Source organism: Natronococcus sp. CG52 (genome assembly GCF_023913515.1).
In the GTDB taxonomy this organism is placed as follows: domain Archaea; phylum Halobacteriota; class Halobacteria; order Halobacteriales; family Natrialbaceae; genus Natronococcus; species Natronococcus zhouii.
Window position 1 is genome coordinate 1 of sequence record NZ_CP099391.1, and the last position, 26,903, is coordinate 26,903.

24 protein-coding genes and 4 pseudogenes are annotated in these 26,903 nt (G+C 64.4%); 13 read left to right on the forward strand and 15 right to left on the reverse strand.

Annotated features, from left to right (window positions below; genetic code table 11):
• Positions 1 to 45: 45 nt before the first annotated feature.
• A complete protein-coding gene (locus NED97_RS23310; RefSeq protein ID WP_407075228.1) occupies positions 46 to 336 on the forward strand; it encodes an ATP-binding protein in 291 nt (96 codons plus the stop codon).
• Positions 337 to 366: 30 nt separating this feature from the next.
• On the opposite strand, the gene NED97_RS00010 is transcribed toward NED97_RS23310, so the two are convergent.
• Positions 367 to 1,356: a replication factor C small subunit gene (locus tag NED97_RS00010; protein ID WP_252488694.1), complete on the reverse strand. Its 990-nt coding sequence runs from the start codon at positions 1,354 to 1,356 to the stop codon at positions 367 to 369.
• Positions 1,357 to 1,528: 172 nt separating this feature from the next.
• Here NED97_RS00010 and NED97_RS00015 point away from each other — a divergent pair, with 172 nt between their 5' ends.
• Positions 1,529 to 2,611, forward strand: a complete 1,083-nt coding sequence (locus tag NED97_RS00015) for a bactofilin family protein (protein ID WP_252488695.1) — start codon at positions 1,529 to 1,531, stop codon at positions 2,609 to 2,611.
• A gap of 714 nt (positions 2,612 to 3,325) precedes the next feature.
• Complete coding sequence (samp2, locus tag NED97_RS00020; protein ID WP_252488724.1) at positions 3,326 to 3,595, forward strand: ubiquitin-like small modifier protein SAMP2; 270 nt, start codon at positions 3,326 to 3,328, stop codon at positions 3,593 to 3,595.
• Here the strand turns inward: samp2 and NED97_RS00025 are convergent.
• The 4 genes and pseudogenes from NED97_RS00025 to NED97_RS00040 all read right to left on the reverse strand — a co-directional run bounded on the left by NED97_RS00025 (position 3,531) and on the right by NED97_RS00040 (position 6,693).
• A pseudogene (locus NED97_RS00025) lies at positions 3,531 to 4,242 on the reverse strand (TOBE domain-containing protein). The gene samp2 and the pseudogene NED97_RS00025 sit on opposite strands and share 65 nt — an antisense overlap.
• 22 nt (positions 4,243 to 4,264) lie before the next feature.
• A complete protein-coding gene (locus NED97_RS00030) occupies positions 4,265 to 5,032 on the reverse strand; it encodes an amino acid ABC transporter ATP-binding protein (protein ID WP_252488698.1) in 768 nt (255 codons plus the stop codon).
• The gene (locus NED97_RS00035) at positions 5,029 to 5,745 is read right to left on the reverse strand and encodes an ABC transporter permease (protein WP_252488699.1); all 717 of its coding nucleotides are present in this window, start codon (positions 5,743 to 5,745) and stop codon (positions 5,029 to 5,031) included. Before NED97_RS00035 ends, NED97_RS00030 begins: the two co-directional genes overlap by 4 nt.
• Positions 5,746 to 5,757: 12 nt before the next feature.
• A pseudogene (locus NED97_RS00040) lies at positions 5,758 to 6,693 on the reverse strand (substrate-binding domain-containing protein).
• Positions 6,694 to 7,020: 327 nt separating this feature from the next.
• Here NED97_RS00040 and NED97_RS00045 point away from each other — a divergent pair.
• From NED97_RS00045 to NED97_RS00055, 3 genes are read left to right on the forward strand one after another with little or no spacing between them, the layout of a single operon-like run.
• Positions 7,021 to 7,878, forward strand: coding sequence for a methylenetetrahydrofolate reductase (locus NED97_RS00045; protein ID WP_252488701.1), 858 nt, complete (start codon positions 7,021 to 7,023; stop codon positions 7,876 to 7,878).
• 32 nt (positions 7,879 to 7,910) lie between these two features.
• Positions 7,911 to 8,327, forward strand: coding sequence for a GNAT family N-acetyltransferase (locus NED97_RS00050; RefSeq protein WP_252488725.1), 417 nt, complete (start codon positions 7,911 to 7,913; stop codon positions 8,325 to 8,327).
• A 58-nt stretch (positions 8,328 to 8,385) separates the two neighbouring features.
• The gene (locus NED97_RS00055) at positions 8,386 to 8,748 is read left to right on the forward strand and encodes a hypothetical protein (protein ID WP_252488703.1); all 363 of its coding nucleotides are present in this window, start codon (positions 8,386 to 8,388) and stop codon (positions 8,746 to 8,748) included.
• A gap of 209 nt (positions 8,749 to 8,957) precedes the next feature.
• Here the strand turns inward: NED97_RS00055 and NED97_RS23185 are convergent.
• From NED97_RS23185 to NED97_RS00075, 4 genes and pseudogenes are all read right to left on the reverse strand, one after another.
• Positions 8,958 to 9,491 (reverse strand): annotated as a pseudogene (locus NED97_RS23185) (CHRD domain-containing protein); the annotation flags it as partial.
• Positions 9,492 to 9,583: 92 nt separating this feature from the next.
• A pseudogene (locus NED97_RS00065) lies at positions 9,584 to 10,928 on the reverse strand (tryptophanase).
• A 247-nt stretch (positions 10,929 to 11,175) separates the two neighbouring features.
• Positions 11,176 to 11,322 (reverse strand): DUF1328 family protein, encoded by a 147-nt coding sequence (locus tag NED97_RS00070; RefSeq protein WP_252488706.1) that lies wholly within the window; start codon positions 11,320 to 11,322, stop codon positions 11,176 to 11,178.
• Positions 11,323 to 11,515: 193 nt separating this feature from the next.
• Complete coding sequence (locus NED97_RS00075; protein ID WP_252488726.1) at positions 11,516 to 12,694, reverse strand: aspartate kinase; 1,179 nt, start codon at positions 12,692 to 12,694, stop codon at positions 11,516 to 11,518.
• Between the two features lie 304 nt (positions 12,695 to 12,998).
• On the opposite strand from NED97_RS00075, the gene NED97_RS00080 reads away from it, so the two are divergent.
• Positions 12,999 to 13,442 carry a hypothetical protein gene (locus NED97_RS00080; RefSeq protein ID WP_252488708.1) on the forward strand — a complete coding sequence of 148 codons (444 nt, stop codon included), beginning with the start codon at positions 12,999 to 13,001 and terminating at the stop codon, positions 13,440 to 13,442.
• On the opposite strand, the gene NED97_RS00085 is transcribed toward NED97_RS00080, so the two are convergent.
• Positions 13,435 to 15,030 (reverse strand): DNA-directed DNA polymerase II small subunit, encoded by a 1,596-nt coding sequence (locus NED97_RS00085; RefSeq protein ID WP_252488709.1) that lies wholly within the window; start codon positions 15,028 to 15,030, stop codon positions 13,435 to 13,437. The two genes, NED97_RS00080 and NED97_RS00085, sit on opposite strands and share 8 nt — an antisense overlap.
• A gap of 96 nt (positions 15,031 to 15,126) precedes the next feature.
• Between NED97_RS00085 and NED97_RS00090 the strand changes: the two genes are divergently transcribed.
• Entirely contained in the window at positions 15,127 to 16,176 is a 1,050-nt protein-coding gene (locus NED97_RS00090; RefSeq protein ID WP_252488710.1) for a S26 family signal peptidase, read from the forward strand.
• Positions 16,177 to 16,387: 211 nt separating this feature from the next.
• Here the strand turns inward: NED97_RS00090 and NED97_RS00095 are convergent, their stop codons facing one another.
• Positions 16,388 to 18,118 carry a Cdc6/Cdc18 family protein gene (locus tag NED97_RS00095; RefSeq protein ID WP_252488711.1) on the reverse strand — a complete coding sequence of 577 codons (1,731 nt, stop codon included), beginning with the start codon at positions 18,116 to 18,118 and terminating at the stop codon, positions 16,388 to 16,390.
• A 1,380-nt stretch (positions 18,119 to 19,498) separates the two neighbouring features.
• On the opposite strand from NED97_RS00095, the gene NED97_RS00100 reads away from it, so the two are divergent.
• From NED97_RS00100 to NED97_RS00115, 5 genes are all read left to right on the forward strand, one after another.
• Positions 19,499 to 20,137: an Era-like GTP-binding protein gene (locus tag NED97_RS00100; protein WP_252488712.1), complete on the forward strand. Its 639-nt coding sequence runs from the start codon at positions 19,499 to 19,501 to the stop codon at positions 20,135 to 20,137.
• A 5-nt stretch (positions 20,138 to 20,142) separates the two neighbouring features.
• Positions 20,143 to 20,544 (forward strand): DUF2073 domain-containing protein, encoded by a 402-nt coding sequence (locus tag NED97_RS00105; protein WP_148856824.1) that lies wholly within the window; start codon positions 20,143 to 20,145, stop codon positions 20,542 to 20,544.
• Positions 20,544 to 21,656 carry an OapC/ArvC family zinc-ribbon domain-containing protein gene (locus NED97_RS00110; protein WP_252488727.1) on the forward strand — a complete coding sequence of 371 codons (1,113 nt, stop codon included), beginning with the start codon at positions 20,544 to 20,546 and terminating at the stop codon, positions 21,654 to 21,656. Before NED97_RS00105 ends, NED97_RS00110 begins: the two co-directional genes overlap by 1 nt.
• A 405-nt stretch (positions 21,657 to 22,061) precedes the next feature.
• A complete protein-coding gene (locus NED97_RS23420; protein ID WP_455429865.1) occupies positions 22,062 to 22,151 on the forward strand; it encodes a hypothetical protein in 90 nt (29 codons plus the stop codon).
• Complete coding sequence (locus tag NED97_RS00115; protein WP_252488714.1) at positions 22,151 to 22,933, forward strand: DUF7089 family protein; 783 nt, start codon at positions 22,151 to 22,153, stop codon at positions 22,931 to 22,933. The genes NED97_RS23420 and NED97_RS00115 overlap by 1 nt, the downstream gene beginning before the upstream one ends.
• A 33-nt stretch (positions 22,934 to 22,966) precedes the next feature.
• Here the strand turns inward: NED97_RS00115 and NED97_RS00120 are convergent, their stop codons facing one another.
• The 4 genes from NED97_RS00120 to NED97_RS00135 all read right to left on the reverse strand — a co-directional run bounded on the left by NED97_RS00120 (position 22,967) and on the right by NED97_RS00135 (position 26,882).
• Positions 22,967 to 23,284: a nucleoside triphosphate pyrophosphohydrolase gene (locus NED97_RS00120; protein ID WP_252488715.1), complete on the reverse strand. Its 318-nt coding sequence runs from the start codon at positions 23,282 to 23,284 to the stop codon at positions 22,967 to 22,969.
• Between the two features lie 37 nt (positions 23,285 to 23,321).
• Entirely contained in the window at positions 23,322 to 23,900 is a 579-nt protein-coding gene (locus tag NED97_RS00125) for a DUF7090 family protein (protein WP_252488716.1), read from the reverse strand.
• A gap of 97 nt (positions 23,901 to 23,997) precedes the next feature.
• Complete coding sequence (locus NED97_RS00130) at positions 23,998 to 25,578, reverse strand: ABC transporter permease (RefSeq protein ID WP_252488717.1); 1,581 nt, start codon at positions 25,576 to 25,578, stop codon at positions 23,998 to 24,000.
• Between the two features lie 161 nt (positions 25,579 to 25,739).
• Entirely contained in the window at positions 25,740 to 26,882 is a 1,143-nt protein-coding gene (locus tag NED97_RS00135) for an extracellular solute-binding protein (protein ID WP_252488718.1), read from the reverse strand.
• Between the last annotated feature and the right edge of the window lie 21 nt (positions 26,883 to 26,903).

Below are 26,903 nucleotides of genomic sequence, written 5' to 3' on the forward strand. Positions count from 1 at the left end.
CGACTGTTCCGGCGGAGCGACTCCAGGGGCAGGGGTGCCGAACCGATGACGATCCACGTCGGCTCGAGTTCGAACGGGTTCTTCGTCGCCGACGACGGCGACGCGATTCCCGAATCGAAGCGCGAGGATCTCCACGAGACCGACGCCGAGGCACTGGATCGTCGCGGCGACGGCTTCGCGCTCGTCGGACGGATCGCCGAAGCCCACGGCTGGTCGGTGTCGATCGGCGAGAGCGACGAGGGTGGGACTCGCGTCGACGTCACTGGGACGGCGGTCGACTGGAAGAACGCGTTCGACGGCACCTCGCTCAATTCGGAACTCGAACTCGAGCGGTGATCGATAACCGCGGCCGGATCGCGGTCGCGGTTATTCGTCCTCGAGCGCCAGCGACGCCAGCATCGCCTCGAGTTGCAGCCGTTCGTTCGCCCCCTCGGTGATCCGGTAGTCCACTTCGCCGAGGCGCTCGAGCAGCCGAACGGTGGCCTGTTCGGGGAGGTCGAACTGCCACGCCGAACGGTGAAGCTGGTCGATGACGTCGCCGCCGGCGAGGCCGCGGTCCATCAGGAGGTCCTCGAGCGCCGCTCGGGCGGCGGTGAAGTCGCCGTCGATGGCGTGCTGAACCATCTCCTCGACCTCCTCGGGGCGGGCGGTGGCGGTGATCGCGAACACCGTCTCCTCGTCGACGGTCTCGCCCATCACGGCCGCGGCCTGCAGGGCGTTGATCGCCTTTCGCATGTCGCCGTCGGCGGCGTAGACCAGCGCGTCGACCCCGTCGTCGGTGACCGCGATCCCTTCAGTTTCGGCGATCTCGCGGACCTGCGCCTCGACGGCTTCCTCGGTGAGTTCGGTGAACCGAAAGACCGCACACCGCGACTGGATTGGGTCGATGATCTGACTCGAGTAGTTGCACGAGAGGATGAAGCGCGTGTTGTTCGAGAACTGCTCCATCGTCCGACGCAGCGCGGACTGGGCGTCGCTCGTCAGCGCGTCGGCCTCGTCCAGGAAGATGATGCGGTGGTCGTAGCCGCCGAAGGACGAACGCGCGAAGTCCTTGATCCGGTCGCGGACGACGTCGATCCCGCGCTGATCGGAGGCGTTCAGCTCGAGGAAGTTCTCGCGCCAGTCGTCGTCGTAGATTTCGCGGGCTATAGCCTGTGATGCGGTCGTCTTCCCGGTTCCGGCTGGCCCCGCGAACATGAGGTGCGGGAGGTCCCCCTGCTCGACGTAGCGTCGCAGCCGCGGGACGATGTTCTCGTGGCCCTTGATCTCGTCAAGCCGCTCCGGGCGATACTTCTCGATCCAGACTTCGGTCTTGCCGGGAGTCGGCTCCGCCGCCTCGGCGTCGGCCTCGCTCATACCGGTCGCAAGGGGCGGCCGGCAGATAAATCGCCCGAAGGGCGTCCTCGAGACGGCCCACGGAACGGCTACCGATCCAGCCGCTCCGTCCGGAACCGGAAACGCGATCGAACTGTTCTAACTGGCGACGGGTGAGACACATGTTTTTCATCTCACACGATGTGCGGTGTGTATGGGGTTTCGAACGGCCATCGGAGCGCGAGTCGCGATCGTCCTGCTCGTCGTCGTCCTTCTGGGGACGATGCCGGCGTCGGTCGCCGCCCAGTCGGACGAACGGGCCGGCGGGACGATCGTCGTCGAGGAGGGGGAGACGGTCGACGAGATCGAAGCCTTCGCGGGCACCGTGATCATCAGCGGTACCGTCACCAACGACGTCAGCGCGTTCGCGGGCAACGTCCACATCGACGGCGAGGTCGGCGGCGACGTCGAAGCCGTGTCCGGCAACGTCGAGATCACCGGCACCGTCGACGGCGACGTCAGCGGCGCCGGCGGAAACTTCGCCGTCGCCGAGGGCGCGACGATCGGCGGCTCGCTCGAGGCCGGCGCCGGAGCGGTCGAGATCGACGGCACGATCGCAGGCGACGCGGCGGTCGGGGCGGAGACGATCCGGCTCGGCGAAAACGCGGCCATCGGCGGCGATCTCCGGTACAGCGGCACGCTCGAGGGCAACACCGACGCGGTCGCCGGCGAGATCACGGAGGACTCGCGGATCGGCATCGAGCCGACGCTCCAGCCGTTCGCCGGGTGGCTCTTCGCGGCCTACGCGTTCGTGCTGAACCTGTTGCTCGGTGCGATACTGCTCGGCTTGTTCCCCCGGTTCTCCGACGGCGTCGCCCGCCGCGTCGCGACCGATCCCGTCAGGAGCGGCCTCGCGGGGCTGGGCGTCCTCGTCGGCGTGCCGATCCTGCTGGTCGCCGTCGCGATAACGATCGTCGGGATCCCCGTCACCGTCGTCGGCGCGCTCCTGTTCGTACTCCTGGTCTGGATCGGCGTCGTCTACGGCCGGTTCGCCGTCGCCGCCTGGCTCCTCTCGTACGCCGACGTCGAGAACCGGTGGCTCGCGCTCGTCGTCGGCCTGCTCGGCGGCGCGGTGCTCGCACAGATTCCCTTCGTCGGCGGGTTGCTCAACTTCCTCATCCTCCTGCTCGGACTCGGTGCGCTGGCCCGGGGACTGTACGGCCATCGGCGGACGGCGAGGGCTCGAGAGCCCGAGCGACGGGATCGGATCGGTCCAGACGAGTCGGCGAGCGATTAACGTCGACCGATCCCCTCTGCCAGCGCCCGTTACGCAGGCCCACGTGTGACTGCTGTGCGGCGAACCATCACCTCTCTCAGCCGAGCGAACACCTCGCGGTGGCGTACGCTGGGCTATTGCGAGCGGAGCGAGGCGCGAGCACCGTGAGCGCCTCGGAAGGCGAGCGGTGACCACGGGGAACCGCGAGCGAACAGCGAGCGATAGGCCGACGCCGTGCGAGGGATGAGTGAGCGAACGGGGAGAAACAACCCGTCAGCGAACGAATCGGTTGGGGAGGACGTAGACATTCCTTGGTCCAGTAGGAGTATCAGCTGAAGGGTATCGTTATATCCAGGTGAGACAATGAGCAGCCGCAATGTATCGTACAATTGTTATAATTTATAAGCCATGACAGCTATTTTCAGATATGAGTGATATTTTTCAATCTCCGTTTCGGAGAGCCATTCAGGACTGTTCCTTGGTTTAGGTCTGGGGTTTGTAATCGGGATCGGCGGGTTTGGGGAGTCTTGGCAGGAGGCGACTTTCTCCGCTATTGGGACTGGAATCGGTCTTGCATTCATTTTCTATGTTGTTTTCCCCCTAACTGTACCCGCTGATGGGTGATTCGGCAGGTGATGATACGTTCGCATCTCTACGTAACGGAACCGTGGTCGTACGATCTCGAACCCCTCGCCCAGTCGACGCGCTCAAGTCCACACTCGAGCAAGGACGACCATGCACGTCACCGTCGACGTCAAGGGTGAGGGGAGCCACGAACTCGCGCTCGAGGACGTGGCGACCGACGCGCCGGAGCCGACCTACGCGGACCTGCTCCGCGAGGTCGACCTCAGCCCCCACGAGGTGAGCGTCCTGGTCGACGGACGGCCCGTCCCCGAGGATCAGCCGGTCGAGAGCGAGCGCGTGACGGTGTTGCGGCTGATCAAGGGCGGCTCCCTGAGTCCCGTCTGGACTCGAGTCGCGTCCCCCTCGCCGCGGTCGCCTTGAACGAGGCGACGACCTCCCGGCCGGGTTCGAGCGCCAGTCGCTCGCGGCTCGAGCGCGTCACGAGCGCCTCGAGATCGACCCCTCTGCCAGCGAGAGCGTTACGCTGGCGATCTCCTCGCCCGCTTCGACGTTCGTTACCGTTCCGTCGAAGCGGTTTCGAGGCTCGTCCCGTCGGGTTCGGGCGTTTCGTCCGGGTCGGTCAGGACGACCGCGTCCGAGCGAACGCCGATCTGGACCTCGCGCGCGGTCCGCGGCACTGCTACGACCGAACCGGCGGCCGTCTCGACGGTCGCGAGTTCGCCGGTTCGCTCGTCGACGGTTCCCGTGAACACCGACTCCGTCACCGTCGCCACGCCGTCGAGTTCGGTCTCGTAGCGGTCGAACCGTCGGCGTAGCTCGTGGGCGGTATCGGTTAGCCTGGTCCCGCCGCCGCCGCGGCCGCCGCGCTGACGTTCCGTAAGCTGGCCGACCTCCGCCTCGAGTTCGACGATCCGGTTCTGGAGCCGAGCGTAGGATCGTCCCAGTTCCTCGGCCGCCCCGTGCATCGATCCCTCTCGGTCGACGGCCGCGAGCATCTCGATGTCGCGGCGATCGATCGTGACGTCGCCGGCCGAGAGTTTCGTGCTGAAGTCCTTCTCGATGCCCATCGCTGTCTCCGTGCGGTCTTGCTCAATAGAGCAGTTCGCCGTCGATAAACTTCCGGGTGCGTTCGTCCCGCGGGTCGTCGAAGACCGTCGCCGTCTCGCCGACCTCGATGATGCCGTCGCCGAGCAGGACCGCGACCCGATCGGCGACGCGCTCGGCCTGGTTCATGTCGTGGGTCGCGACGACGACGCCGATGTCCCGGTCGCGCGCCTCGAGCACCGCGTCCTCGATGACGGCCGTGTTCCGCGGATCCAGGTCCGACGTCGGCTCGTCGAGCAACAGGACGTCGGGATCGTACGCGAGCGCGCGGGCGAACGCGACGCGCTGAGCCTCGCCGCCCGAGAGCGACCCGGCGCTCTGCTCGGCGTCGTCGGCGAGGCCGACGATATCCAGCGCCTCGAGGGTGGTCCCCGCGCCGGGCGCGTCCCCGGTGAGGGACTCGAGCGTCCACTTCGCCCGCTCGAGCCAGGACCGACGGACGCGGATCCCGTACTCGACGTTCCGGCGGACGCTCGCGTCGAACAGGTTCGCCTCCTGGAACACCATTCCGATCCGTCGGCGACAGGCGAGGCGCCGCCGCTCCGAGGCGGCCCAGACGTCGGTACCGTCGTACTCGATCCGTCCGCGCTCCGGCCGCTCGAACAGCGCGAGCAGGCGCAACAGGGTCGACTTACCGACCCCGGACGGACCGATTATCGCGACGACTTCTCCGGGCGATACCGACAGCGAGACGTTCTCGAAGACCGGGTCGCCGTCGTAGCCGTGGTGAACGTCGGCGACGTCGAGCGTCACCGGTACCCCCCGGAGTCGCTCCCCAGCCGAACGACGATAGCGTTGACGAGCAGTACCAGGGCGACGAGCAGCGCCCCGAGGATCAGCGCGGTCTCGAACCGGCCCTGTCGCGCCTCGAGTTGAATCGCGGTCGTGAGCGTTCGGGTGTAGGATTCGCCGTCGGGTCCGGCGATGTTCCCGCCGACGATGAGGACGGAGCCGACCTCGCTGATCGCCCGGCCGAAGCCGGCGAGGACGGCCGTCGCGATGCCGTATCTCGCTTCCTTGATCGTGACGAGGGCGACGTCGAACCGCGTTCCGCCGATCGCGAACGCCGCGTCGCGGACGCCCTGATCGACGCTCGAGACGGCCGCGAGACTGACGCCGGTGATGACCGGCGCGGCGAGGACGAACTGCGACACGATCATCGCCTCGCGGGTGAAGACGAGTTCGAACGACCCGAGCGGCCCCTGGTTCGAGACCGCAAACAGAACGAGGAGGCCGACGACGACGCTCGGAAACCCCATCCCGGTGTTGATGAGCGACGCGAGTAGCCGCTTGCCCCGGAACTCCGCGAATCCGATCAGGAGCGCGACCGGGAGGCTACACAGCGTGCTCAGCGCGACCGCGATAAGACTCACGTACAGCGAGACGTAGACGATGCTCCGGATGTACGTCCACTCGAAGGGGAACTCGATCAACAGCGGCACCAGCGATCCGGTTCCAGGTATCATCCCTATCGCGTGTCAGTCGTCGTCGGTCGCTCCCTCCCAGTCCTCCGGAACGTACTGCTGGAAGTTCGGCTCTTCGGCCAGCGCCTCGGGGAAGAACAGCTTGTTCGCCGTCGACGGCGTACTCCTCGATGAGCCGCTGGCCCTCGGCGCTCGTGAGGTAACCGATGTACGCCATCGAGAGGTCATACTCGACGTTCTCGTGGACCGCGGGGTTAACCGCGGCGATTCCGTACGGATTCGCGAGCAGTTCCGGGCCGCCCTCGATCGGTCCCTCGACGAGAATCTCGAGGTCGATGTCCGACTGCATCGAGAGGTACGTTCCGCGGTCGGCGAGCGTGTAGCCGCCGCTCTGATCGGCTTGCGTGAGCACTTCCCCCATCCCCTGGCCGGCTTCCCGGTACCACTCGCCGAGATCGTCGTCGGTCGTTTCGGCCGCGTCCCAGATCGCGAGTTCCTTCGTGTGCGTCCCGGATTCGTCGCCGCGCGAGACGAACGTCGCTTCCGCCGCGGCGATCGCGTCGAACGCCTCGGTGGCGCTTTCCGTCCCGATCGCCGCCGGATCGTCCGACGGCCCGACGGTGACGAAGTCGTTGAACATGAGATCGCGACGGTTGACGCCGTACCCTCCCTGAGGAACTCGTCTTCGAGCGAGCGTGCGTGAACCAGGACCACGTCCGAGTCGCCGTTGCGGGCGGTTTCGAGCGCGGCACCCGTTCCCTGCGGGACCGTTTCGACGCTCACCCCGTACCGGTCCTCGAACGACGCGTTCACCTCGTCGAGCAGACCCGTGTCGTAGGTGCTCGTGGTCGTCGTGAGCGTGATGCTCTCGCCGTTGATCGCGGGTCCGTCGTCGTCTTCGCCGCCGTCATTCATGGCCGTACAGCCGGCGAGTCCGGCAGCGACACCGCTCCCGGCTAACGCGAGGAACTCGCGTCGTTGTATCGTCATAGATACCACGATCCACCGAACCGGCAAATAGTTTTGGGACGACGAGTAACCGAATGCAGTTTCGCCTCGAGCGTTCTCCGCATCCGTCGGTTCTCGAGCGGCGTTTCCAGAAGAGTTTCTACAGGCGATAACCGGATCACGTTACGGATCGGGAGAGACGATCCGGGATCCCTGCGGAGATCGGCGACGTCGCGGTACCGACCGTTCGCGCCCGGACGCGCTCGGTGCCGCCCGGTCCGCGAAGCCAAACATACGTAGCGATCCGCGTCTAACGTAGCGAGCGTCGGGAGCCTCGGTTCTCGACGCGCCGCGATCCGCACGATACGCATGACACCAGACACGGAACCGGCGCCGGGAGTGCGCGCGTTGCTCGGCGAGCCCCGATTCGAACTGCTCCCCCTCGAGGGGTTCGAGGAGCAACTGCGACGGCTGCCCGACGGCGCGACGGTCGCGATCACCACGTCGCCGTCGCTGGGACTCGAGGCGACGATCGACCGCGCCGAGACCGCGGCCGCGCGCGGCTACGCGGTCGTTCCTCACGTCGCGGCCCGCTACGTCCGCGACGAGGCCCACCTCGAGGGGATCGCCGCTCGCCTCACCGACACCGGAGTTACCGATATTTTCGTGCCGGGCGGCGACCGCGACGAGCCGATCGGCGCGTTCGACTCGTCGCACGCGCTGCTCTCGGCGCTCGCGGACCTCGAGTACGGGTTCGAGGAGGTGGGTATCACCGGCTATCCCGAGGGCCACCCCGTCATCGACGACGAGACCCTCGCCGACTCGCTGGCGCGAAAGGCGCCGTACGCGACCTACGTCGTAACGCAGCTCTGTTACGACCACGAGACCGTCCTCGAGTGGATCGCCGACCTTCGAGCGCGCGGGATCGAGCTTCCCGTCGAGATCGGGATTCCAGGCGTATTGGACTCGCGTCGCCTGCTGGACGTCTCCCGGCGAATCGGCGTCGGCGAGTCGATCAGCTTCCTCCGGAAAACCGAGGGGATCGTGGGGCTCCTCCGCCGCCTCGTCGGTGCGCGCGGAACCTACGCCCCCGACGAACTGATCGACGGCCTCGCGCCGGCCGCGACCGATCCCGCGTACGGCGTTCGCGGCGTCCACATCTACACGTTCAACCAGGTCGCAGCCCTCGAGTCGTGGCGACGCGACAGGCTAGCCCGAGACCGATGAGTTGTTTGCGCTCACCGCCCTCCGTTCGACCGATGCACGTCCGGACGGCGACGCCCGACGACGCGCTCGAGGTCCGACGGATCCTCGACGGCGCGATGCTCGACCCCGGCGACGTCGAGACGCGGATCGGCGACGGCGACGTCTTCGTCGCCGGGGACCGCCGCGGCAGAAGCGGGGGTGCCGAGGGAACGGCGGAGCGGATTCTCGGCGCGCTCGTCCTCGAGCCCCGCGAGCGCGGCGCGCACGTCTCGGCGGTCGGCGTCCGGCGTCGCCACCGGGGGCGCGGTATCGGGCGAGCGCTGGTCGAACGCGCGCTCGAGCGAGAGCGGCGGCTCACGGCGCGGTTCGACGACGGCGTCCGCCCGTTCTACGAGACGCTCGGGTTCGCGATCGAACCGATCGACGACCGGCGACACCGCGGCGTCGCCGTGGCGAGCGAGGAGCCGTGACGGAAGCCGTCGGTTGCCGGCGGAACTTTAACACCCAGCGCGTGGTACGAGCCTTCGCATGGCGATACAACGGATGCTCAGCGGAGACCCGTCGAAGAGTTCGAAGCTGTACCTCGCGATCGGTATTATCTCGCTCCTGAAGGCAATCGCGGTACGGAAGGACCGGGAACGGTTCCGGACGGAACTAATCGACGCCGGCCTCTTCATCGGCGTCGGCGTAGCGCTCCGGAAGTACAGTCAGCTCAAGGCGGAAAAACGGGAAGAGATCGAATCGCAGGTGCCGGACTGGCTGGCCAGCGCCGCGGAGTCCGAAGCGGCACGAGAGGGCGTTCGTACCCTCGCGAAGCGAAAGTTTGGTAGCCAATCCGAACCGGAACCGACGTTCCGCGGCCGCGCGAAGGACGCGATCTCGGGCCGATAGCTCATCCGCCGGCCCGCGAGCGATTTTTTTACGCCAGCCAGAATCGAGGAAGGACGCCGCCGCGCGACAAAAATAGGAGAGCGCCCCGTTACAACTCGAGGTCGCGGAGGTGGCGTAAGTCGAACGGCTCGATCTGGCCGGCAGCTCGCCCCCGGATACTCCTCGGTGTGGACGTTGACGTACGCCTCACCCGCCTCGATCTTCGCGACCAGTTGCTGGACGGTCTGGGACTCGGCCTCCGGAGCGCGTCCAGCCTGGATGACGTCGTCGGTGATCGTTCCCGCGTCCAGCAGGCCGGTGAACGTGCCCTCGACGAGTTCCTCGTCCTGCGTCTCGAAGTCGTGTAGCCAGACCGCGATGGGTCCGAGGGGCTCGTCCTCGTGGATGTGCGCCATGAACGTATTCTCGATGTTCGCGAGCGTGAGCGCGAACGTCAGTTCGCCGTCGCGGTGCTGGAAGACGGCGAGCCCGCTCGCGTCCGTTTCGACGCCCTCCTGGGGCATCAGTCGCGCGACGTAGAGGCCCTGGACGTCGGCCTCGTCGGGGCGGTCATCCGCGTTCTCGTTTTTCTTCTCGGCGTCATCGTGATCCGGTTTCTCGTCGTCGTGGTGATCGGCCGCGACGAGGCCGGAACCCGCGGTCGCGGCGGCTCCGACGCCGAGGAGTTTGAGCGCTGTTCGTCTAGTTGAATCGTGGTCAGTCATCGATCGACACCCGAAACGGGCATCGGACGATGCCACCATAGTTTTCGTTCACGTACAGTGAGCGAGCCGTCGTAAGGCCGCCGTACAGCCGCGTACGATCCACCTACAGCAGCCGCTTCGCATCGGCGGCGTCAGGGCGTGATCGGCTCGAGCGTCGCCGTGAAGTGTCGGATTTCCTTCATCTCCGGCTCGTCAACGATCTCGAGGCCGGAGACCTCCTCGCGGCGCTCGAGAACCCCGGCCGCGGTCTCGGCGACGTGTTCCAGGTGCTCCCGGTGGTACATTCGTCGCGGGACGGCGAGTCGGACGAGTTCCGGTCGATCCGTTCCCGGGAACGCGAAGCTTCCGAGTTCGACCCCGCGAACGCCGCCCTCGCGGTAGAGTTCACAGACCAGCACCTGTCCGGGGAACTCCTCGGCTTCGAGGTGCGAGAAGAGTGCGCCGGCGTCGAGGTAGACCGCGTGTCCGCCCGCGGGCGTGTACAGCGGGACGCCGACCGACTCGAGCATCGAGGCGAGTTCCTGGATCTGTTCGACGCGGTCGGCGACGTAGGCCTCGTCGACCGCCTCGCGAAGACCGACTGCCATCGCCGCGACGTCCCGGCCGGCCATCCCGCCGTAGGTCGGAAAGCCCTCGTAGAGAATCGCTCGCTGCTTGCACTGCTCGTACAGCCGTTCGTCGTCGGTCGCGACGAAGCCGCCGGCGTTCGACAGGGCGTCCTTCTTGCCGCTCATCACGAGCGCGTCGGCGAGTGAAAGCTGTTCGCGGGCGACCTCGGCGACCGAGACGTCGGCGAACTCGGACTCCCGCTGGGTGACGAAGTAGGCGTTCTCGGCGAACCGGCAGGCATCGATGACGAACGTCGCGCCGATCTGATCGGCGAAGTCCCGGACGCGGCGCGTGTTCTCGACGCTGACCGGCTGTCCCGCCGCGGAGTTGTTCGTGATCGTCTGAACGACGACCGGAACCCGCTCTGGACCGTACTCGTCGACGACCGCGCGGGCCCGCTCGAGCGAGAAGTTCCCCTTGAAATCACCCTCCACGTCCGGATCTGTGGCGTCGTCGACCGGACAGTCGACCGGCTCCGCCCCTGGTTGGCGATGTGAGCGCGCGTCGTGTCGAAGTGCGTGTTGTTGGGGACGATATCGCCCTCAGAGATCAGCGTCCCGTAGAGGACGTTCTCCGCGCCTCGCCCCTGATGGGCCGGCACCACGCGTTCGAACCCCATCACTTCCTCGACGGCGGACTCGAGTTCGTCGAAGCTCCGCGACCCCGCGTACGATTCGTCGCCACGGATCAGCGCCGCCCACTGTTCGTCGCTCATCGCGCCCGTCCCGCTGTCGGTGAGCAGATCGACGAACACGTCGTCCGAGGAGAGATTGAAGACGTTGTACCCTGCCGCTTCGAGGGCTCGCTCTCGCTGCGCTCGCGAGGAAGCCGGATCTGTTCGACCAGCTTCGACTTGTAACCGACCATACAACCGGTTCGCGCGCCATACAGTTCAATTCGAGTGAGAGGTCCTGGGCACGAACGTCACGACCCTCCCATCGGCGAATCGATGTGGAACTCGCTGTCCGAATGCTGCCAGTAGTGAGCAAAACGTCACGCTACGGGTCAGCGATCGGCGTAAAAACCGCGCGGCATCCGCGGTATGTTCAGCGGGTGGTTCGTGTCCGTGCTCGAGACGGCGGTCCGGGATCGGACTACAGGCCGTCGCCTGCTATCAGAGCAGGAACGACAGCACGGCGAGCACCAGGAACACCAGTACGAGCCACTTGGCGATGGTCATCGAGATTCCTGCGACGCCGGTCGCACCGACGGCGGCGGCGATCAGTGCGATGACGAAGAACAGGATTGCGAGTTCTAACATACTTCGAGTTTCGGGCGGACGCTAAAAGTGCGTTGAGCCTGAATCTGCCATCTGTAACTTCTCAGGAAACGTAACGGTGAGTGAAAGCGCCGGTTTCGGTGCCCTCGGCGGCCTCAGTTCCGCGTTCTCGTCGTGAAAGCCACCGTCCCGCACGAGGAGGAGTAAAACGGCCGCGATCGGACGGTGGTCGAGCCTAGAACAGGTCCTGGGTCAACTCGAGCGTCCGCTCTCGATCCTCCCAGTTGACGAAGATGGCGACGCTCGTCGCGCTCGTGATGATGTCGTGAACGTTGATACGCGCCTCGGAGAGCGGGTTGACGATGTCGCTGATGATGCCCGGCTGGTTGGGCAGTTCGCCCCCCGTGACCCGAACGACCGCCAGCGGCTCGTCGACGGTGACGCTCGAGAGTTCGTCGCGCGCGATGACCTCGCGGTGGAGGATGTTCTCGGCGCGTTCGGCCTCCTTCTCGTCGACGTAGAACGTGACGCTGTCGAGTCCGCTCGCGACGGCGTCGACGTTGATATCGCTCTCGCTGAGCGGTTTCGAGAGGTGGTTGAAGACGCCGGGCTGGTTACGGATCGCGCGGCCTGCGACCGTCAGACAGGCCAGCGGCCGCTCGCGAAGGTCGACCAGGTTGTGAAACTCGCCCTCGATGCTCGTCCCGCCGGAGAGGAGGTCGCCGTGCTGGTAGTGGACGACGCGGACGTCGAGCTTTCCGCCCTTGTAGGAGAGCGCGGAGGGGGCGACGACCTCGGCACCGCGGAACGAGAGGTTCCGGAGTTCGTCGACGGAAATCTCGCCGACGTTTCGGGCACCCTCGACGACGTTGGGATCGCCCGTCATGACGCCCTCGACGTCGGTGACGATGACGACCTCGTCGGCGTCCATGTACTTGCCCATCATGACCGCCGTCGTGTCGCTGCCCCCACGACCGAGCGTCGTGATCGAGCCGTCCGGCCCCTCGGCGAGGAACCCGGTGATCACCGGCACCGTCTCGTCGAGATCCTCGGCAACCTCGAACGCGCGGTTCTGGGTCTCCTCGACGTCGACCTCGCCGTACTCGTCGGTGACGATGGGCCAGTTCTCGCTACCGGGCTCGAGGAAGGTCGCGTCGACGTCGCGGGCCGTCAGTGCGGCCTTGAGCATCCGAACTGAGGTTCGTTCCCCCATGCTGACGATCTGGGCGCGGTCCGCCTCGTCGGTCTCGAAGGTGATCTCGTCGAGCAGGTCGTCGGTGGTCGACCCCATCGCACTCGCGACCACGGCGATCTCGTGACCGTCCTCGACGGCGGCCGCGATCGAGTCCGCGGCCCGGTTGATCCGGTCGCCGCTGCCGAGACTCGTTCCGCCGAACTTCACTACGACGCGCATGCTACCACCTCACCGAGAGGAAGCGCACTGGTGGATTGACTCATGGCAGGTGGTTGCAAGAGCGAGCAGATAACTGTGTCTCATCGTCCTCATTTTTACCCGAAGCCGGGTATACTGTCGGCTGGAAGTCAGTGTGGTTAATTCGCCGGACGACCGCGGCAAATCCCACAAACGGTTACAGTCGACAGTACGACGATCGCGTCGTCACGCGACGACTCGCGAACGCCGACGGTCGTGATGGGACCCTCTTCTATCGTCGGATGCCGACTGGATTTATGTTCGTGCGCATCATTACCACATTCGAATGAACGTACGGGACGCACTCGAGGCCGACGCCGACGCGCTGGCGGCGATCGCCGACTCACCCACCGACGTGATGCGAAATCTGGTCCACGACCGAACGGTGCGTGTCGCGGAGGACGGAACCCACGATCCGAACGCGGACGTCTCGGAATCGCAGTACAGCGGCTCGGATCCCGAGGATCTGCTCGGATTCGTCAGTTTCGACGCCCGCGAGGACACCGTTCACGTCACCCAACTCGACGGCACCCCCGAAGCGTGCAAACGGCTGCTCGCCGAACCGGTTCGGTTCGCCCGACGCGAGTCGATGGCCGTCGAGGTTCTGGTCGCGTCCGGCGCTAACCCGATCGAGGACGCCGCCGAGGAGTTGGGATTCGAGAAACGAGGACGGGGGCCGCAGTTCGAAGGCGCCTCGACGGTTCGGTTCCGGCTGGACCCCGCTAGCTGAACTTCTGGACCGTGACGTCGAGCGTGTCGAGATCGACGATAGGCGCGTAGCCGGCGTCGGGATCGATGTTGACGCTCTTCTGGAAGTCCGTCTGGGCCTGCCAGCAGCCGGAGTTGATCGCGAGCACGTCGTGGTACTTGCCGAAACCGAGCTTGTGAACGTGGCCCGTGTGGAAGATGTCCGGGACCTCCTCCATGATGAGGTAGTCCCGTTCTTCGGGGGCGAGTCGAGTGTGACCGCCGAACTGCGGCGCGACGTGACGTTTCTTCAGAAGCTGGTACATCGCCCTGTGGGGATCGTCGTAGCTCGCCTTCTCCTCCGGAAGTTCCGCGATCACCTCGTCGAGCGAGACGCCGTGGTACATCAGGACGGAGACGCCCTCGAGCGTCACCGTCGACGGGTTGCTCACGATCTGGGCGTCGTGCGCGGACATGATCCCCCGGAGCTCCTCGTCGAATCCGGGCTGAGGTTCGGCGAGGCGGACCGCGTCGTGGTTCCCCGGAATCATGACGATCTCGATGTCGCCCGGAACCCGTTTGAGATGTTCGTTGAACAGTTCGTACTGCTCGTAGATGTCGACGACGTCGAGTTCCTCGTCCTGGTTCGGATAGATGCCGACGCCCTCGACCATGTCGCCCGCGATCAGCAGGTACTCGACGTGCTGGGCCTGCTCCGTGTGGAGCCAGTCGGCAAAGCGGTTCCAGGCGTCGCCCATGAACTCCTGGCTGCCGACGTGGACGTCGCTGATGAGCGCCGCCTGCACGTGACGATCGGCGGTCGAGGGCTCGTGCGTCCGCGGAACGTCCGGGAAGTACATCGAGTCGACGAACGCGATCCCCGAGTCGTCGGCGAGCGTCCCCTCCATCGCCAGCACCTCGTCACGGAGCAGTTCGTCGACGAGGTCGACGTACTCCCGATCCTTCATCACCAGCCACGGGAAGGTTCCGGTGGCGTCCTCGAGTTCTATCAGCCAGTGACCGCTCGCCGTCGACCGGATGTCGTTGACCAGACCGACCATCGCGGCGTCGCTACCGCCGGGCATCGACTGGATGGCCGTCGCCGGCCGGTGGTTGACGCGGCCGCGAAGCTTCGACCCCAGTCGCTCGAGTCGGTCCCGGAAGACGGAGACGAAGTCGCCGTACTCTCCCGTCCCCGTACTCTCGCCGGTCATGTCGCCGACGATCTCGAGCGAGCGTTCGTCGGGATCCGACGACCTGCCGGCGCCCTGAGACACCCCCTTCGTTTCAACTGGACTACCTCCTGCAGTGGGCTGAGTATTCGTCTGCGGAGCTCCAGTTGAAGCGGAGGAGTCGGTCGGCGAGGACGGGGCATCCGGTCCGGCGGTTCGGGCGTCGTCGGTGGCGTTCGATCCGCGATTCCGTCGGTCCGACCCGCTCAGTTCGTTCGGGACCGATTCGACGTGTTCGAGACGAACGACCAGCGCGTCCGACGGAAGCTCCTCGATGACGCGCTCGAGCACCGTTACCGGGTCGTCCGCGGACGCAATTCGGGTTACTGCCTCGCGTTCGGCGTTGTAGCCGCGGCTCGTGAGTTCGCTGACGATCCGGGCGGGCCCCTCGAGTGGCACACGCCTCGCATTCGCGACCGGGGGCAAAAGGATAGCGGATGCAGATCGGTACGGCGAACAGAACCTTGATTGTCGGTCCCGGAATAAGACGGGACGATGAGCGGTCCCGACCCCGGAGACGTCGACGACAGCAGCGATAACACCGGTGAGTCCAGCCGCCACGATCCGCACGACGACCGATCGGACGGGACCGGCGATCCGGACCACGGTAGAGCGCCGCCTCCCGACCAGGACGAGATGACCGCCGGTGGGACTCGTCAGGGCGTCCCTGACGGCGCTCGAGACGGGAACGCGGCCGCACGCAACGGGCGCGCAGATAACGGCGACGGCGCCGGCGTCTCGATCGAGGACGACGGGGTCCTCCGCTGGTTCCTCAAGACGAACGACGACTCCGCCGTCCTGGTGCGCGACGTCCTGAGCAGCGTCGCCATCGTCGTGGTCATCGGACTCCTCCTCTTTGCGGTCAGTGGCATCTGGCCGCCGCTGGTCGCCGTCGAGAGCGGCAGTATGGAACCGAACATGGAGAAGGGTGATCTCATCTTCGTCGTCGCGGACGACCGCTTCGTCGGCGACGATCCCGCCGGCGAGACCGGCGTCGTCACCCTCGAGAGCGGCCAGGGGAACGGCCACGAGAAGTTCGGACAGCCGGGTGACGTCATCATCTTCGAGCCGAACGGCGACGAGTTCCGGACACCCGTGATACACCGCGCTCACTTCTGGGTCCAAGAGGATGAAAACTGGGTCGACACCAAGGCGAACGAGGAGTACGTCAACGGTGCGACCTGCGAACAGCTTCAGACCTGTCCCGCCAATCACGACGGCTTCGTCACGAAGGGTGACGCCAACAGCTACTACGACCAGTACCAGCAGGGCCCCGGCGCACAGACTGACGTCGTCCAGCCCGGGTGGGTCACCGGAAAGGCGACCTTCCGGATCCCGTGGCTCGGCTACGTCCGGCTGACGTTCGACTCGATCCTGGGTGAACTCGTCGCGCCTCAGCCGACGATCGAAACGGTCAGCAGTCCGCTCGAGAACGAGGCGGGACTGTCCGACGAAAGCGCCGTCGTCGGCGGAATCGGTGCGACGGGCGCCGCCGCAACCGGAACCGGCGTCGCGATGGCCGCCGGCCGTTTCCGCCGCGAGTAATCCCGCCGCGCGTAACCCCGTCTGGCGTAACACGCCATCGATCCCCCGTCTCGCTCGGTTTTTCGGCCGTCCGTATCGATCGAACGCTCGCCCAGCCTCTCGTGTCGCTCGTGGTCTCGAGCAGAATGCTGGCGGTCTCGAGTCGCCGAAACGGTCGATCCGAACCGGTCTCGAGTCGAAATGAGGGGTTCCGGGACGCCGTTCCCGATCGTCAGTTCTCGAAGCGGGCCTGTACGAACGGCTGAACGTCGTCGATGTTGCTCAGGCGCGAGTCGCTCAGGAGGACGGCCTCGGTCTCGTCGATCGGAACCGAGAGACTGATCTCCTTCGTTCGGCCGTACCGTCCCTTCGAGACGACCACGGCGTTGACGATGCCGAGCATGTCGAGTTCGCTGATGAGGTCGGTGACGCGGCGCTGGGTCAGGACGTCGGCGTCGATCTCCTCGCAGAGGCGCTTGTAGATGTTGAACACCTCGCCGGTGTTGATGCTGTGAACGCCGTTTTTCTCGAGCAAGATGGTCGAGAAGAGGACGAGTTTGCTCTGAGTCGGGAGCGTGCGGACGACTTCGACGACGCGGTCGAGTTCGATCTTGTCCTGGGCCTGCCGGACGTGCTCCTCGACGATCGTCTCGGCCTGAGATCGCTCCGCGAGTTCGCCCGCTGTCCGGAGGAGGTCGAGCGCCCGACGGGCGTCCCCGTGTTCCTGTGCAGCGAAGGCCGCACACAGCGGGATCACGTCGCCCGAGAGCGCGTTCCCCTTGAACGCGACCTCCGATCGGTGCTGGAGGATATCTCGCAACTGGTTCGCGTCGTACGGCGGGAAGACGATCTCCTCCTCGCCGAGACTCGACTTCACGCGCGGATCCAGAAAGTCGGTGAACTTGAGGTCGTTCGAGATGCCGATGATCGAGACTCGCGAGTTCTCGAGTTCGGAGTTCATCCGCGAGAGGTTGTAGAGCGTGTCGTCGCCGCTCTTCTCGACCAGTTTGTCGATCTCGTCGAGCATGATAACGACGACGCGCTCGTCGTAGTCGACGGCGTCGAAGAAGACGCTGTAGACCCGATCCGTCGGCCACCCCGTCATCGGGACCTCCTCGAAGGACTCCTTGTCCGCCTCGAGGGAAGCGATTCGATCCTCGACTTCGGCGACGGCGGTAAACGGCGTCGACTCGAGCGGATGCGTCGGCGATGGTTCGTCCTCGACTGAGTCGGATGTAGACCCCCCTGTTTCTAGTGGAGAATCACGGGACACAGCGTCGGTTTCGGTTGCAAACGAAACGCCACTGCCGTCCGTTTTTTCCTCGCCGGTGAGCGGGTCGCCTTCGGCGGATCGGCCCTGCTGGACGGCGGACTCGAACGGGTCGTCGCTCGTCCCGCCGTCGGTCGGTGATCCATCCTCGGATCGAGAGGGGGCCTCGTTCTCGTACTGTTCGACGGTCTCGAGGAGTTCCTCGAGGGAGGCGACCTTTTCGTCGATTCGCGCCTTGTTCTTCTCGATGAACTTGTTCGCGAGCTGTGCCAGGACGCGATACTGGGTGTCGGTAACCTCGCAGTTGATGTACTCGACGTCACAGGGGACGCTGTACTTCTGGGAGGTGCTCTCGAGTTCCTTGCTGACGAACTTCGCACTCGCGGTCTTCCCCGTTCCCGTCTTGCCGTAAATCAGGATGTTCGACGGCGTCTCGCCGCGGAGTGCGGCGACGAGGATCGTCGCCATCTTGTTGATCTGATCACTTCGATGCGGGAGCTCGTGTGGCGTATAGGAGGGTCTGAGAACCTCCTTGTTCTCGAAGATCGGCTCCCCGCTGAGCAGGTCGTCGAACAATCCCTGATTCGGCTCGTCGTCGCCGATTGCCGTTTCCTCGAGCGGCGTCGAAAATCCGTGTGTTCCGTCGGGTTCGACCTCGTCCGCCCCTGGTATCTCCGAGTTGTCATCTGACATCAGTCGTTCGAGTACCCCCTTGTTTCGTGTGGAACACTGGTCCAGAAAGCAGGAATATCGGCGCCAGGATGGCCATTGAAGCCGATCCAGTATGACGGTTACCCGATCCGGATCCAGTTGATGCAAACGAAACAGAGGAAGACCGAGATATTAAATTCTTCCCTTTCACTCACGCACAGTGTAACGTGTTTTTCACGCGGGCGGGCACATCGGTTAGTAGTGGAGGCCGAGTACCCCCTCTACAGGAACTGGAACCGGCTATTGCGGCGATCAATCTATCTCCGAACGACTCGTGTTCGTTTCGCCCCGAAGCGTTTAGCCGACGTCGGATCGGTTCGGGTACCTCTCCTTCACGTCGAACGCGACGATCACCGCTGCACCGAGTCGAACGCTAACACATCGTACCGAACGCTGCGTCGATCAGCGCTCGAAAACTGACGGTGGCGGCTCCTCCGTTTGCTCGGTACTCGGTCACTCCGAGAGAGCGTCGAACCAGCCGGCCGTGAGTAGCGTGTTCCAAGGTCAAAAAGAGCGGAACGCCGGAAAAGGATGGAGCGAGCGCTGGAACGTACCGGGCAATTCGTGTGATAGCGAATCCTCACGTCGTGTGTCTCCGAAGGTGTCATCACAGATAGTGTAGTGGTCGATCGATAGGTGAGCGGGATTCTGCCGGAAGGAGAGGAAGATGACCACGGGGAGTGATAACGCTGGTCACGATGGACGGGGTAACCCCCCACCCCTTCGTTTCAGGTGGAACCGTCCGAAGGAGGGGGTGGGAACGAGAGTTTTTGGGATGGAAGGTTTTATAATAGTAGGGCAGAAACAATATCCGCAGCACTAGCAAAAGAGCGCTGTTACTAGGAGAGGGCGTTTATATTACTAGTTACTACTAGAATTCTCTTTCTAACCCGCTCGAGTTACTAGTCCCTTCGTTCTCCCCGAATTTCCGGTCGAGACGGCTCGAGCGCCCGTCTCGAGAGGAAACCAGGGTCTCTCTCGAACCGTTCTCCACCGATCCTCCCCCATACCATCGTCACTCTCCAGTTGAAACGAAGGGGTGGGGGTGGGTCCGCCGGGATAACACCCATCGAAATAGCGATCGACCACTACCGATAACGTGAACTCGACACTCTTACTGTAGAACGGTACCATCCTACTATCGATTCATGTTACCGCCCCTCTTAGATGGTGACTGACTACATCTTTTCGCAGGTTACTGCAAATCGACGATTCGGCCGTCGCTCGCACGTATTCGATCAGTTCACCGCGGATACTGATAATTCAAATCCGTTGGATAGTAAACACGTCTGACGTAGGCTTAAGTGGGTTCAGTTTGTAGTACGCGCAGATGCACCCCGCGGTGCTGGAGGGCCCCAAAGGATGGGATTGTTAACAGAACTCAAGGATAGTGTCTCCCGGGTTACGGATCGGTTGTTTACCGACGCGGAACCCAAACGAATCGGTATCTACGGACCGCCCAACGCTGGAAAGACGACCCTCGCGAATCGGATCGCTCGTGACTGGACGGGCGACGCGATCGGTACGGAGAGTCACGTTCCACACGAAACACGCCGTGCACGCAGGAAAGAAGACGTCGAGATCGAGCGCAACGGCAAGTCGGTGTCGATCGATATCGTCGACACGCCCGGTGTAACGACGAAAGTCGACTACGAGGAGTTCACCGACGAGATGGAAGAGGAGGACGCGATTCGTCGGTCTCGCGAGGCGACCGAGGGGGTCGCCGAGGCGATGCACTGGCTCCGCGAGGACGTCGACGGCGTCATCTACGTACTGGACAGCGCAAAAGATCCGATCACGCAGGTCAACACGATGCTGATCGGCATCGTCGAGTCACGCGATCTACCGGTACTCATCTTCGCGAACAAGATCGACCTCGACGAGTCGAGTGTCAAACGAATCGAGGACGCGTTCCCGCAGCACAAGACGGTGCCGCTGTCTGCAAAGGAGGGAGAAAACATGGACGAGGTCTACGACAACATCGCAGAGTACTTCGGGTGATTACGATGCCGAAAGCAACTAACGCAGACGACCTGGACGGCCCGGACGGTGTGCAAATCGACCTCATCAGCGGCGAGCGGATGGATCGGATGGCGACGACGGAAAAGATCCGGATGATCCTCGATGGGGTCCACGACGGAAATATCGTCATTCTCGAGGAGGGGCTGACCCCGGACGAGGAGAGCAAACTCATCGAGATGACGATGGCCGAGATCAGCCCCGACGGCTTCAACGGGATCGAGATCGAGACGTATCCGAAATCGGAGACGCGTGATTCGTCGCTGCTCGGCCGCATCATGGGGTCGAACGAGTCGACTGCGAAGCTGACGGTGATCGGGCCGGCGAACCAGATCGAAACGCTCCACAAGGACGAAACGCTCATCAGCGCGCTGGTGTCCCGTAACTAATGCCACACCAATGCACGAACTGCGGCCGCACGTTCCCCGACGGCTCCAAGGAGATGCTCTCGGGCTGTCCCGACTGTGGCGGGAACAAGTTCCAGTTCGCGCCGAGTTCGGGCACGACGGCCGCTGGTACCGCTTCTGAACCGAATGCTGAAGCCGGTGGAGAACAAACGGGCGCGGCCGAGACGCCGTCCGGGGATGAGTCCGAACCGAACCCGGACGGCGTCGCGTCCCGCGCTGCGGAGACAGTTCGTGGATGGGTCTCTTCGGGGTCGAGCGGCGGGTCGACGGCAGACCCAAGGGTCTCTTCGGGGTCGAGCGGCGGGTCGACGGCAGACCCAACGACGACAGATCCGGCGGACACGACGACAGCGGACGCAGCGACGACGAACGCAACGGCGACAGAGACGACGGACGCCGAGTCACCGTCGACGACCCCCGAGAACGCCGAGCAGCGGCGTCCGTCGGAGCCGGCATCGTCCTCGAGCGAAACCCAGTCCGGGACGACGTCGGCTGCCGAGAGCGACGGGTTCTCCGAGTGGCCGGACTCGGCTCGCCGCCCGGAAGACCGGTCGTCCGGAACCGAGTCCGGAGACGATCGGTCCGTGACTACACAGTCGTCGACCGAGCAGACTACGGCTCCACGGTCTGTGACGAACGATCAATCCGCTGGAGTAGCGAACGATCAGCCCGCTGGGATAACGGAGGTCGAGACGACCGTACATCCGGTCGAATCAGAGGACTCTGCACAGGCGAGCGCTCGTAGCGAAGTCGTTCCGGCGGACGATCTCCCGACGGACGCCGGACAGGACGGCGGCTCCGGAGTGGTCACCGATGTCGGCGGAAGCGCGGAAACCGGCGCAGGCAGCGAGGACGACCAGCCGCCGAACGACGGCCGGGTCGTTAGCGAGCCGTCAGGTGAACAGCCGTCGATCGAGGATCTCCGGGCGGAACTCAACGAGCAGTTCGAGAGTATCAAGATCGTTCGTCCCGGACAGTACAAGCTCAACCTCATGGAGCTCTACAACCGCGACGAGTACATCATCTCTCTCCAGGAGGACGGGCGGTACGTTATCGACGTCCCGGATTCGTGGCACGACGGCGCGGACGAGTAACTTCGATCGCACCGATTTCGTTCGACCGATGGTGCCGACCCTCATACCGCACCGCTCTCCCTTTAGAGCACTCCGATACGACCGTACTTATAGCACCAACTGAAACGATTTACACACCGATCGCACTGTCCGCGGTTCTCGCTTGCGTCGCTCGCTCCGAACCGCGCTCCTGTCGTGCGATCGGGTGTGCACTGATTTTCAGCGACTACTATCGTTTCCTTCCCGGCTCGAGCCCGGTTTCGAAAATCACCGCCGTGTGGCCTCGTTCCGGGGAAACGATGCCCTCGGGTCCAGTCCGGGAAGGACGATCCCCGGGAGACAGCGACGGCCCGTTAAAACGCCGATCCGGGCGTGATTTCGGCCGAGACAGATGGATTTAAGCGACGCGACCGATAGCCTCAGCATATGAGTACTGCAACCAAGGTCGTCCTCGCGACGGTCGCTGCATCGGCGCTGCTGTCGGCCCTGACAATCTTCCAGACAGTCTTCGTCTGATGTTCGAGCTTCGAGAGCTCTCGAGCCCGGTCGAGGCGATCCGGGCGGAGCACGCGCCCGACGCCGTCGTCGTCGACTGCGAGCGGGACTTCGAGACGCTCCCGCCAGCCCAGGCCGAGGACGTGGGACTGTTCGTCGACGCGCTCGAGCCGACGAGCTACCCTACCGAGTGGCTCCCGACGGACGCGCCGAAACTGCTCGCTCGCTACGCGGGTTCCGATTTCACGATCGGAATGCCGGGCGACGGCAGCATCGCCTGGACGCGCCAGACCGAACCGCCGACGATCATCGTCAAACCCCGCGTGGGGGGATCGCCGGAGCCGTTCCTGAACTTTCTGCTCGCGGAAGCGCTCGTCGAGGTCGGACTCGACGTTCCAGAACACTTCATCGGTTTCTTCGAGGAGGAGTACCGCGCGCTCGATAGGGCGACGGCCCTCGACGCCGGCGGTACCTATCAGGTCGCCGCCGCGCTCTACGACGGTTGGAAGGGACTTCACACGCGCGAGGTGTTTGCCGGATGGCGCACCGACCATCCCGAACTCGCCGACGCGTGGCAGGACGCCGGAACACGACTCGAGGACCGCGTCTCGGGGCTCCCGCGCGCCGTCGCCCGCGGCGAGACCGACTTCGCGGACGCGACGGAGCTAGCCTGTGCGGCGCTCAAGCACGCGATCGAACTCCCGGCGCCGTTCGCCGCCCTCGACACCGAGGCCTACCGGGAGCACGGCCCCGACTACGCGATCACGTGGGCCGAGAAGACGTTCGACGCGCTCGAGGAGTAGCGAGCGTATTTTCGCGACGGAGACGGCGCCGACTCAGTCGTCCTCGACGCGCTCGAGGACGATCCGCTCCTCGAACCTCCCGCGTTCAGCTCGCTTTTCGCGACGCGTGCGTTCGATGGATTCGCGGGATCGATTCTGCGCCTCGAGAATCGCGTCGACGACCTCCAGCACGTCGGCCAGTTCCTCGGGGTCTCTCGACTCCTCGAACTCCCTCGCCTCCTCGAGAAGCTTCGCCGCGAGTCTGTCGGCGTACTCCTCGTCGTCGGCGACGTGCGTTACCGGGCGCTCGTCCTGTTCTTCGATGATCTCGGGAATGCGATCGCGGACGAGTTTGTTGTACCCAGTGGGCATGAGTGTGGTGAACGGTGAAATACCGCGGCTCGTGCGTTCAGAAGCTCGCGTCGACGCTGCCGTCCTCGTCGAGGTCGATGGTACCGTCGAACAGCGCGCGGAACTCGTCGACGAACGCCTCGTCGTGTGGATCCTCCGAGAGGTGGAACAGTCCGACAGCGTCGTGTTCCTCGAGCAGCGAGAGGATCCGCTCGGCGGCGGAAAGGGCCTGTTCCTCGCCGGCGTAGTAGGCGAGTTCGGTGACCGAGTCGAAGCTGATCCGGAGTTTGCCGTCGTGATCGTCGAGGAAGCCGTCGATGTGGTCGACGATGCCGTCGACGTCGTCCGGTGCGGCGACGTAGTGAACGGCGTCGCTGGAGCGTCGCGAGTAGCCGCGTTCGATGCTCAGCGTGTCGAGAATCTCGGCGCGGTTCTCGTCGACGTCGTAGTACTCGAGTTTCTGTCTGACTTCGCGGGCGGTCGTCCGCGTGGAGACGACGAGAAAGTTGTCGGTGTCGGTCTTGAGGAAATCCGTGTCGATTCGGTCCGTCTCACCGGTGCTCGGGTGAAGCAAGAGAATCCCGGTCCCCCCTGGAACCGTCTCGGGCGTCCCGTCGATCGCCAGTTCGTACTCCATATTGCGTGATCAATTTCCGGAACGGACTTAATACTGCGGATGTGTCTCGCGGGGGCACGGGCGGTCGGTTCGTGCGATACAACCCGATTCCGGACCGTCAGACGTCCTCCTGGCGCAAAAGCACGAGCATCGACAGTCCGGAGATAACGACGAGGATGAGCGCGGGAAGCGCGGCGTACCGGTAGTGGGCGGTTCCGTGGGCGCTCCAGATGAGGGTCACGAGCGTTTCCATTCCGATCGGTTGCAGCATCAGCGTTGCCGGAAGTTCCTTCATCGTGGTCAGGAAGACGAGGACGCCCCCGGCGACGACCCCCGGCGCGATTAGCGGCAGCGTTACTCGGCGGAAGGTTTCCAGTCGACCGGCGTTCAGCGTTCGCGCCGCTTCGGGGAGTCGATCGTCGACCTGGAGTACGGACGTCCGCGTGCTCCCGACGGCTTGCGGGAGGAACCGAACGACGTACGCGAACACGAGAAGGACGACGCCCTCCCGATAGATGAACGGAACGTAGTTCGCACCGAAAAAGACGAGCGCGAGACCGATGACGATTCCGGGGACTGCGAAACCGACGTACGTAACGCGTTCGAACAGTCGGGCGAGTATCGATTCTGACTGCGACGACAGATAGCCGACGGGAATGGCAAACGTACAGGCGATGACCGCGGCGAGGCCGGCGAGATAGACCGAGTTGAGGGCGTACTCCCACTCGAACGCGTACGTCGAGGCTTCGGCGCCGATCCCTCGAACGATCCAGACGCCGAAGATCGCGATCGGCACCGCGAGCGTCAAGATACCGATCCCGGCGACGGTGCCCATCGCCGGCCACTTCCACCGGCCCAACCGAATTTGGGATCCACTCGGAGTTCCGCCGCTCGCATCCTCATCGCGTCCAACGTTCGCCTCGATCAGGAGGACGATGCCAGTTACCGCGAGCAACTGCAGCGACAACAGGGCCGCGTACTCCACGTTGAGCGCGCCGAACTCCCAGTAGATTGCACTCGTGAACACCTCGACGTGCATGAACGCCGGCGTTCCGAAGTCCGAAATCGCATAGAGCGCGGTCAGCAACGCGCCGGCGGCGATCGCCGGCCGAATCTGCGGGAAGGTCACGCGACGGAACGCTTCGAACCGGTCCGCATTCAGCGTCCGTGCGGCGTCGACGAGCGAGGCGTCCATCGACAGAAGCGCGGCGCGTGCGGTGAGAAAGACGTACGGATACGTATACAGGGTGATGACCAGGACGGCGCCCCAGAACCCGCGAACGTGGGGCATCGGAACACCGAGGAGCGAACTCACTTCTCCGTACGGACCGAACGCGGAGACGAACGCGAACGCGCCGATATAGCTCGGAATTACCAGCGGCAGCGCGGCGACGATGGTCCAGAACCGGCGAAATGGAAGATTCGTTCGGGTCGTCAGAATCGCCAACGGGAGTCCGATGGCGACCGAGAGGACGGTCACCGAGACCATGAGCCCCAGACTGGTAAGGAGAATACCGGCGGTCCGGGCTGAAAATACCAACTCGCCCGCTCGAGTCGGATTCACCTGCAGTGCCCGCAGGACGATCCACAGTAACGGCGACGCGACGAGCAGCGCGATCAACCCGCTAATAATCGTCAAACCGGGGTATGAGACTTTCTCGCCCGCGTTCGACAGTTTCTCGAATCGGTTCGATGCCACGATAGTAGTTCGACCGGTGTGTTTCGGCGGAACGGATTTAGGGCTTCCTAAAATTACCGGTCAGCCGGATCGTTCGAGTCCCGGTCTGGACGGCGGCGATTCGCGCCGCTGAACGGAGTGCGGACCGCATCGGAGACGGAGAACCGGCGCGAGATGTCCGATTAGACCGTCATTCCTTCTTCGCGGAGCAGGTCGATGGCGGGCTCGACGTCGCCGAGTTTGTTCAGGTCGAACTCGAGCGGATCGATCTCGTCGAGGGTCGGGAGTTCGCCGACGTACTCGACGCCGTCGACGACGGGATACTCTCCGTTGACGTCGACGAAGAAGTCCTGTCCCTGTTCGGCGATGATGTGGCGGGTAAACTCCGCCGCGAGGTTCGGCTTGTCCGCTCCCTCGAGAATGGCGACGCCGGAGACGTTGAACAGGCAGCCGGGATCGTTACTGGTGAACGTCACGTCGAGGGGAGCGTCCGGATCGTCGTCGACGATGCGGCCGGCGTAGTACTGGTTGCCGAGCGCGATCTCCTGTTCGCCGCTCGCAACGGCCTCGGCCTGGTCCGAGCCGCTACTGTACAGCGTCGCGTTCTGATCCTCGACCATCGCGCGGACCCATTCGCGGGTCGCGTCTTCGCCCTCTTCCTCCATCATCGCGACGATGAACGAGTGGAAGGTCCCCGAATTCGGGCGCGTCGAGATAACGTCCCGGAATCGCTCGTCTTCGGCGTACGCGAAGATGTCGTCCGGAAGATCGTCGCCGTCGAAGTGGTCGGTGTTGTACTGCACGGCACGAACCCGGCCGGACGCACCGGTCCACTGTCCGTCCGAGTCTCGGTAGTTGTCGTCCACCGCGTCGATAACGTCTTCCGGCAGCTCGCGCGCGAGCCCTTCGTCCTTGAGTCGCGCGAGTTCGCCCGAGGATTGCGTGTAGAAGACGTCCGCCGGGCTGTTTTCGCCCTCCTCCAGGATACTCGCCAGCTGATCGCCCTCGTCGTCGTAGTCACGCTTGATCGTGAAATCGTCGTACTCGTCCTCGAGTTTCTCGAACAGGGGATCGATCTGATCCTGGGTCCGAGCGGAGTAGATCGTCAGTTCGCCCTCGAGGTCGCCGAGGTCGTCCCAGGAAACGGCGCTCGATTCCGCGGCCGCTTCCTGGGGCTCGTAACTATCGAACGGGTCCTCGTCTCCACCGCCGAGACCGTCGAGACAGCCGGCGACGGCGAGCGTGCCGACCGCAGCCGAACCCGCGCCGAGGAATCGCCGGCGGTTGATCGTCGTTCCCCGCCCGCTGAGATCGTGTCGTTGCATATATAGTTTAGGCCAGCCTAA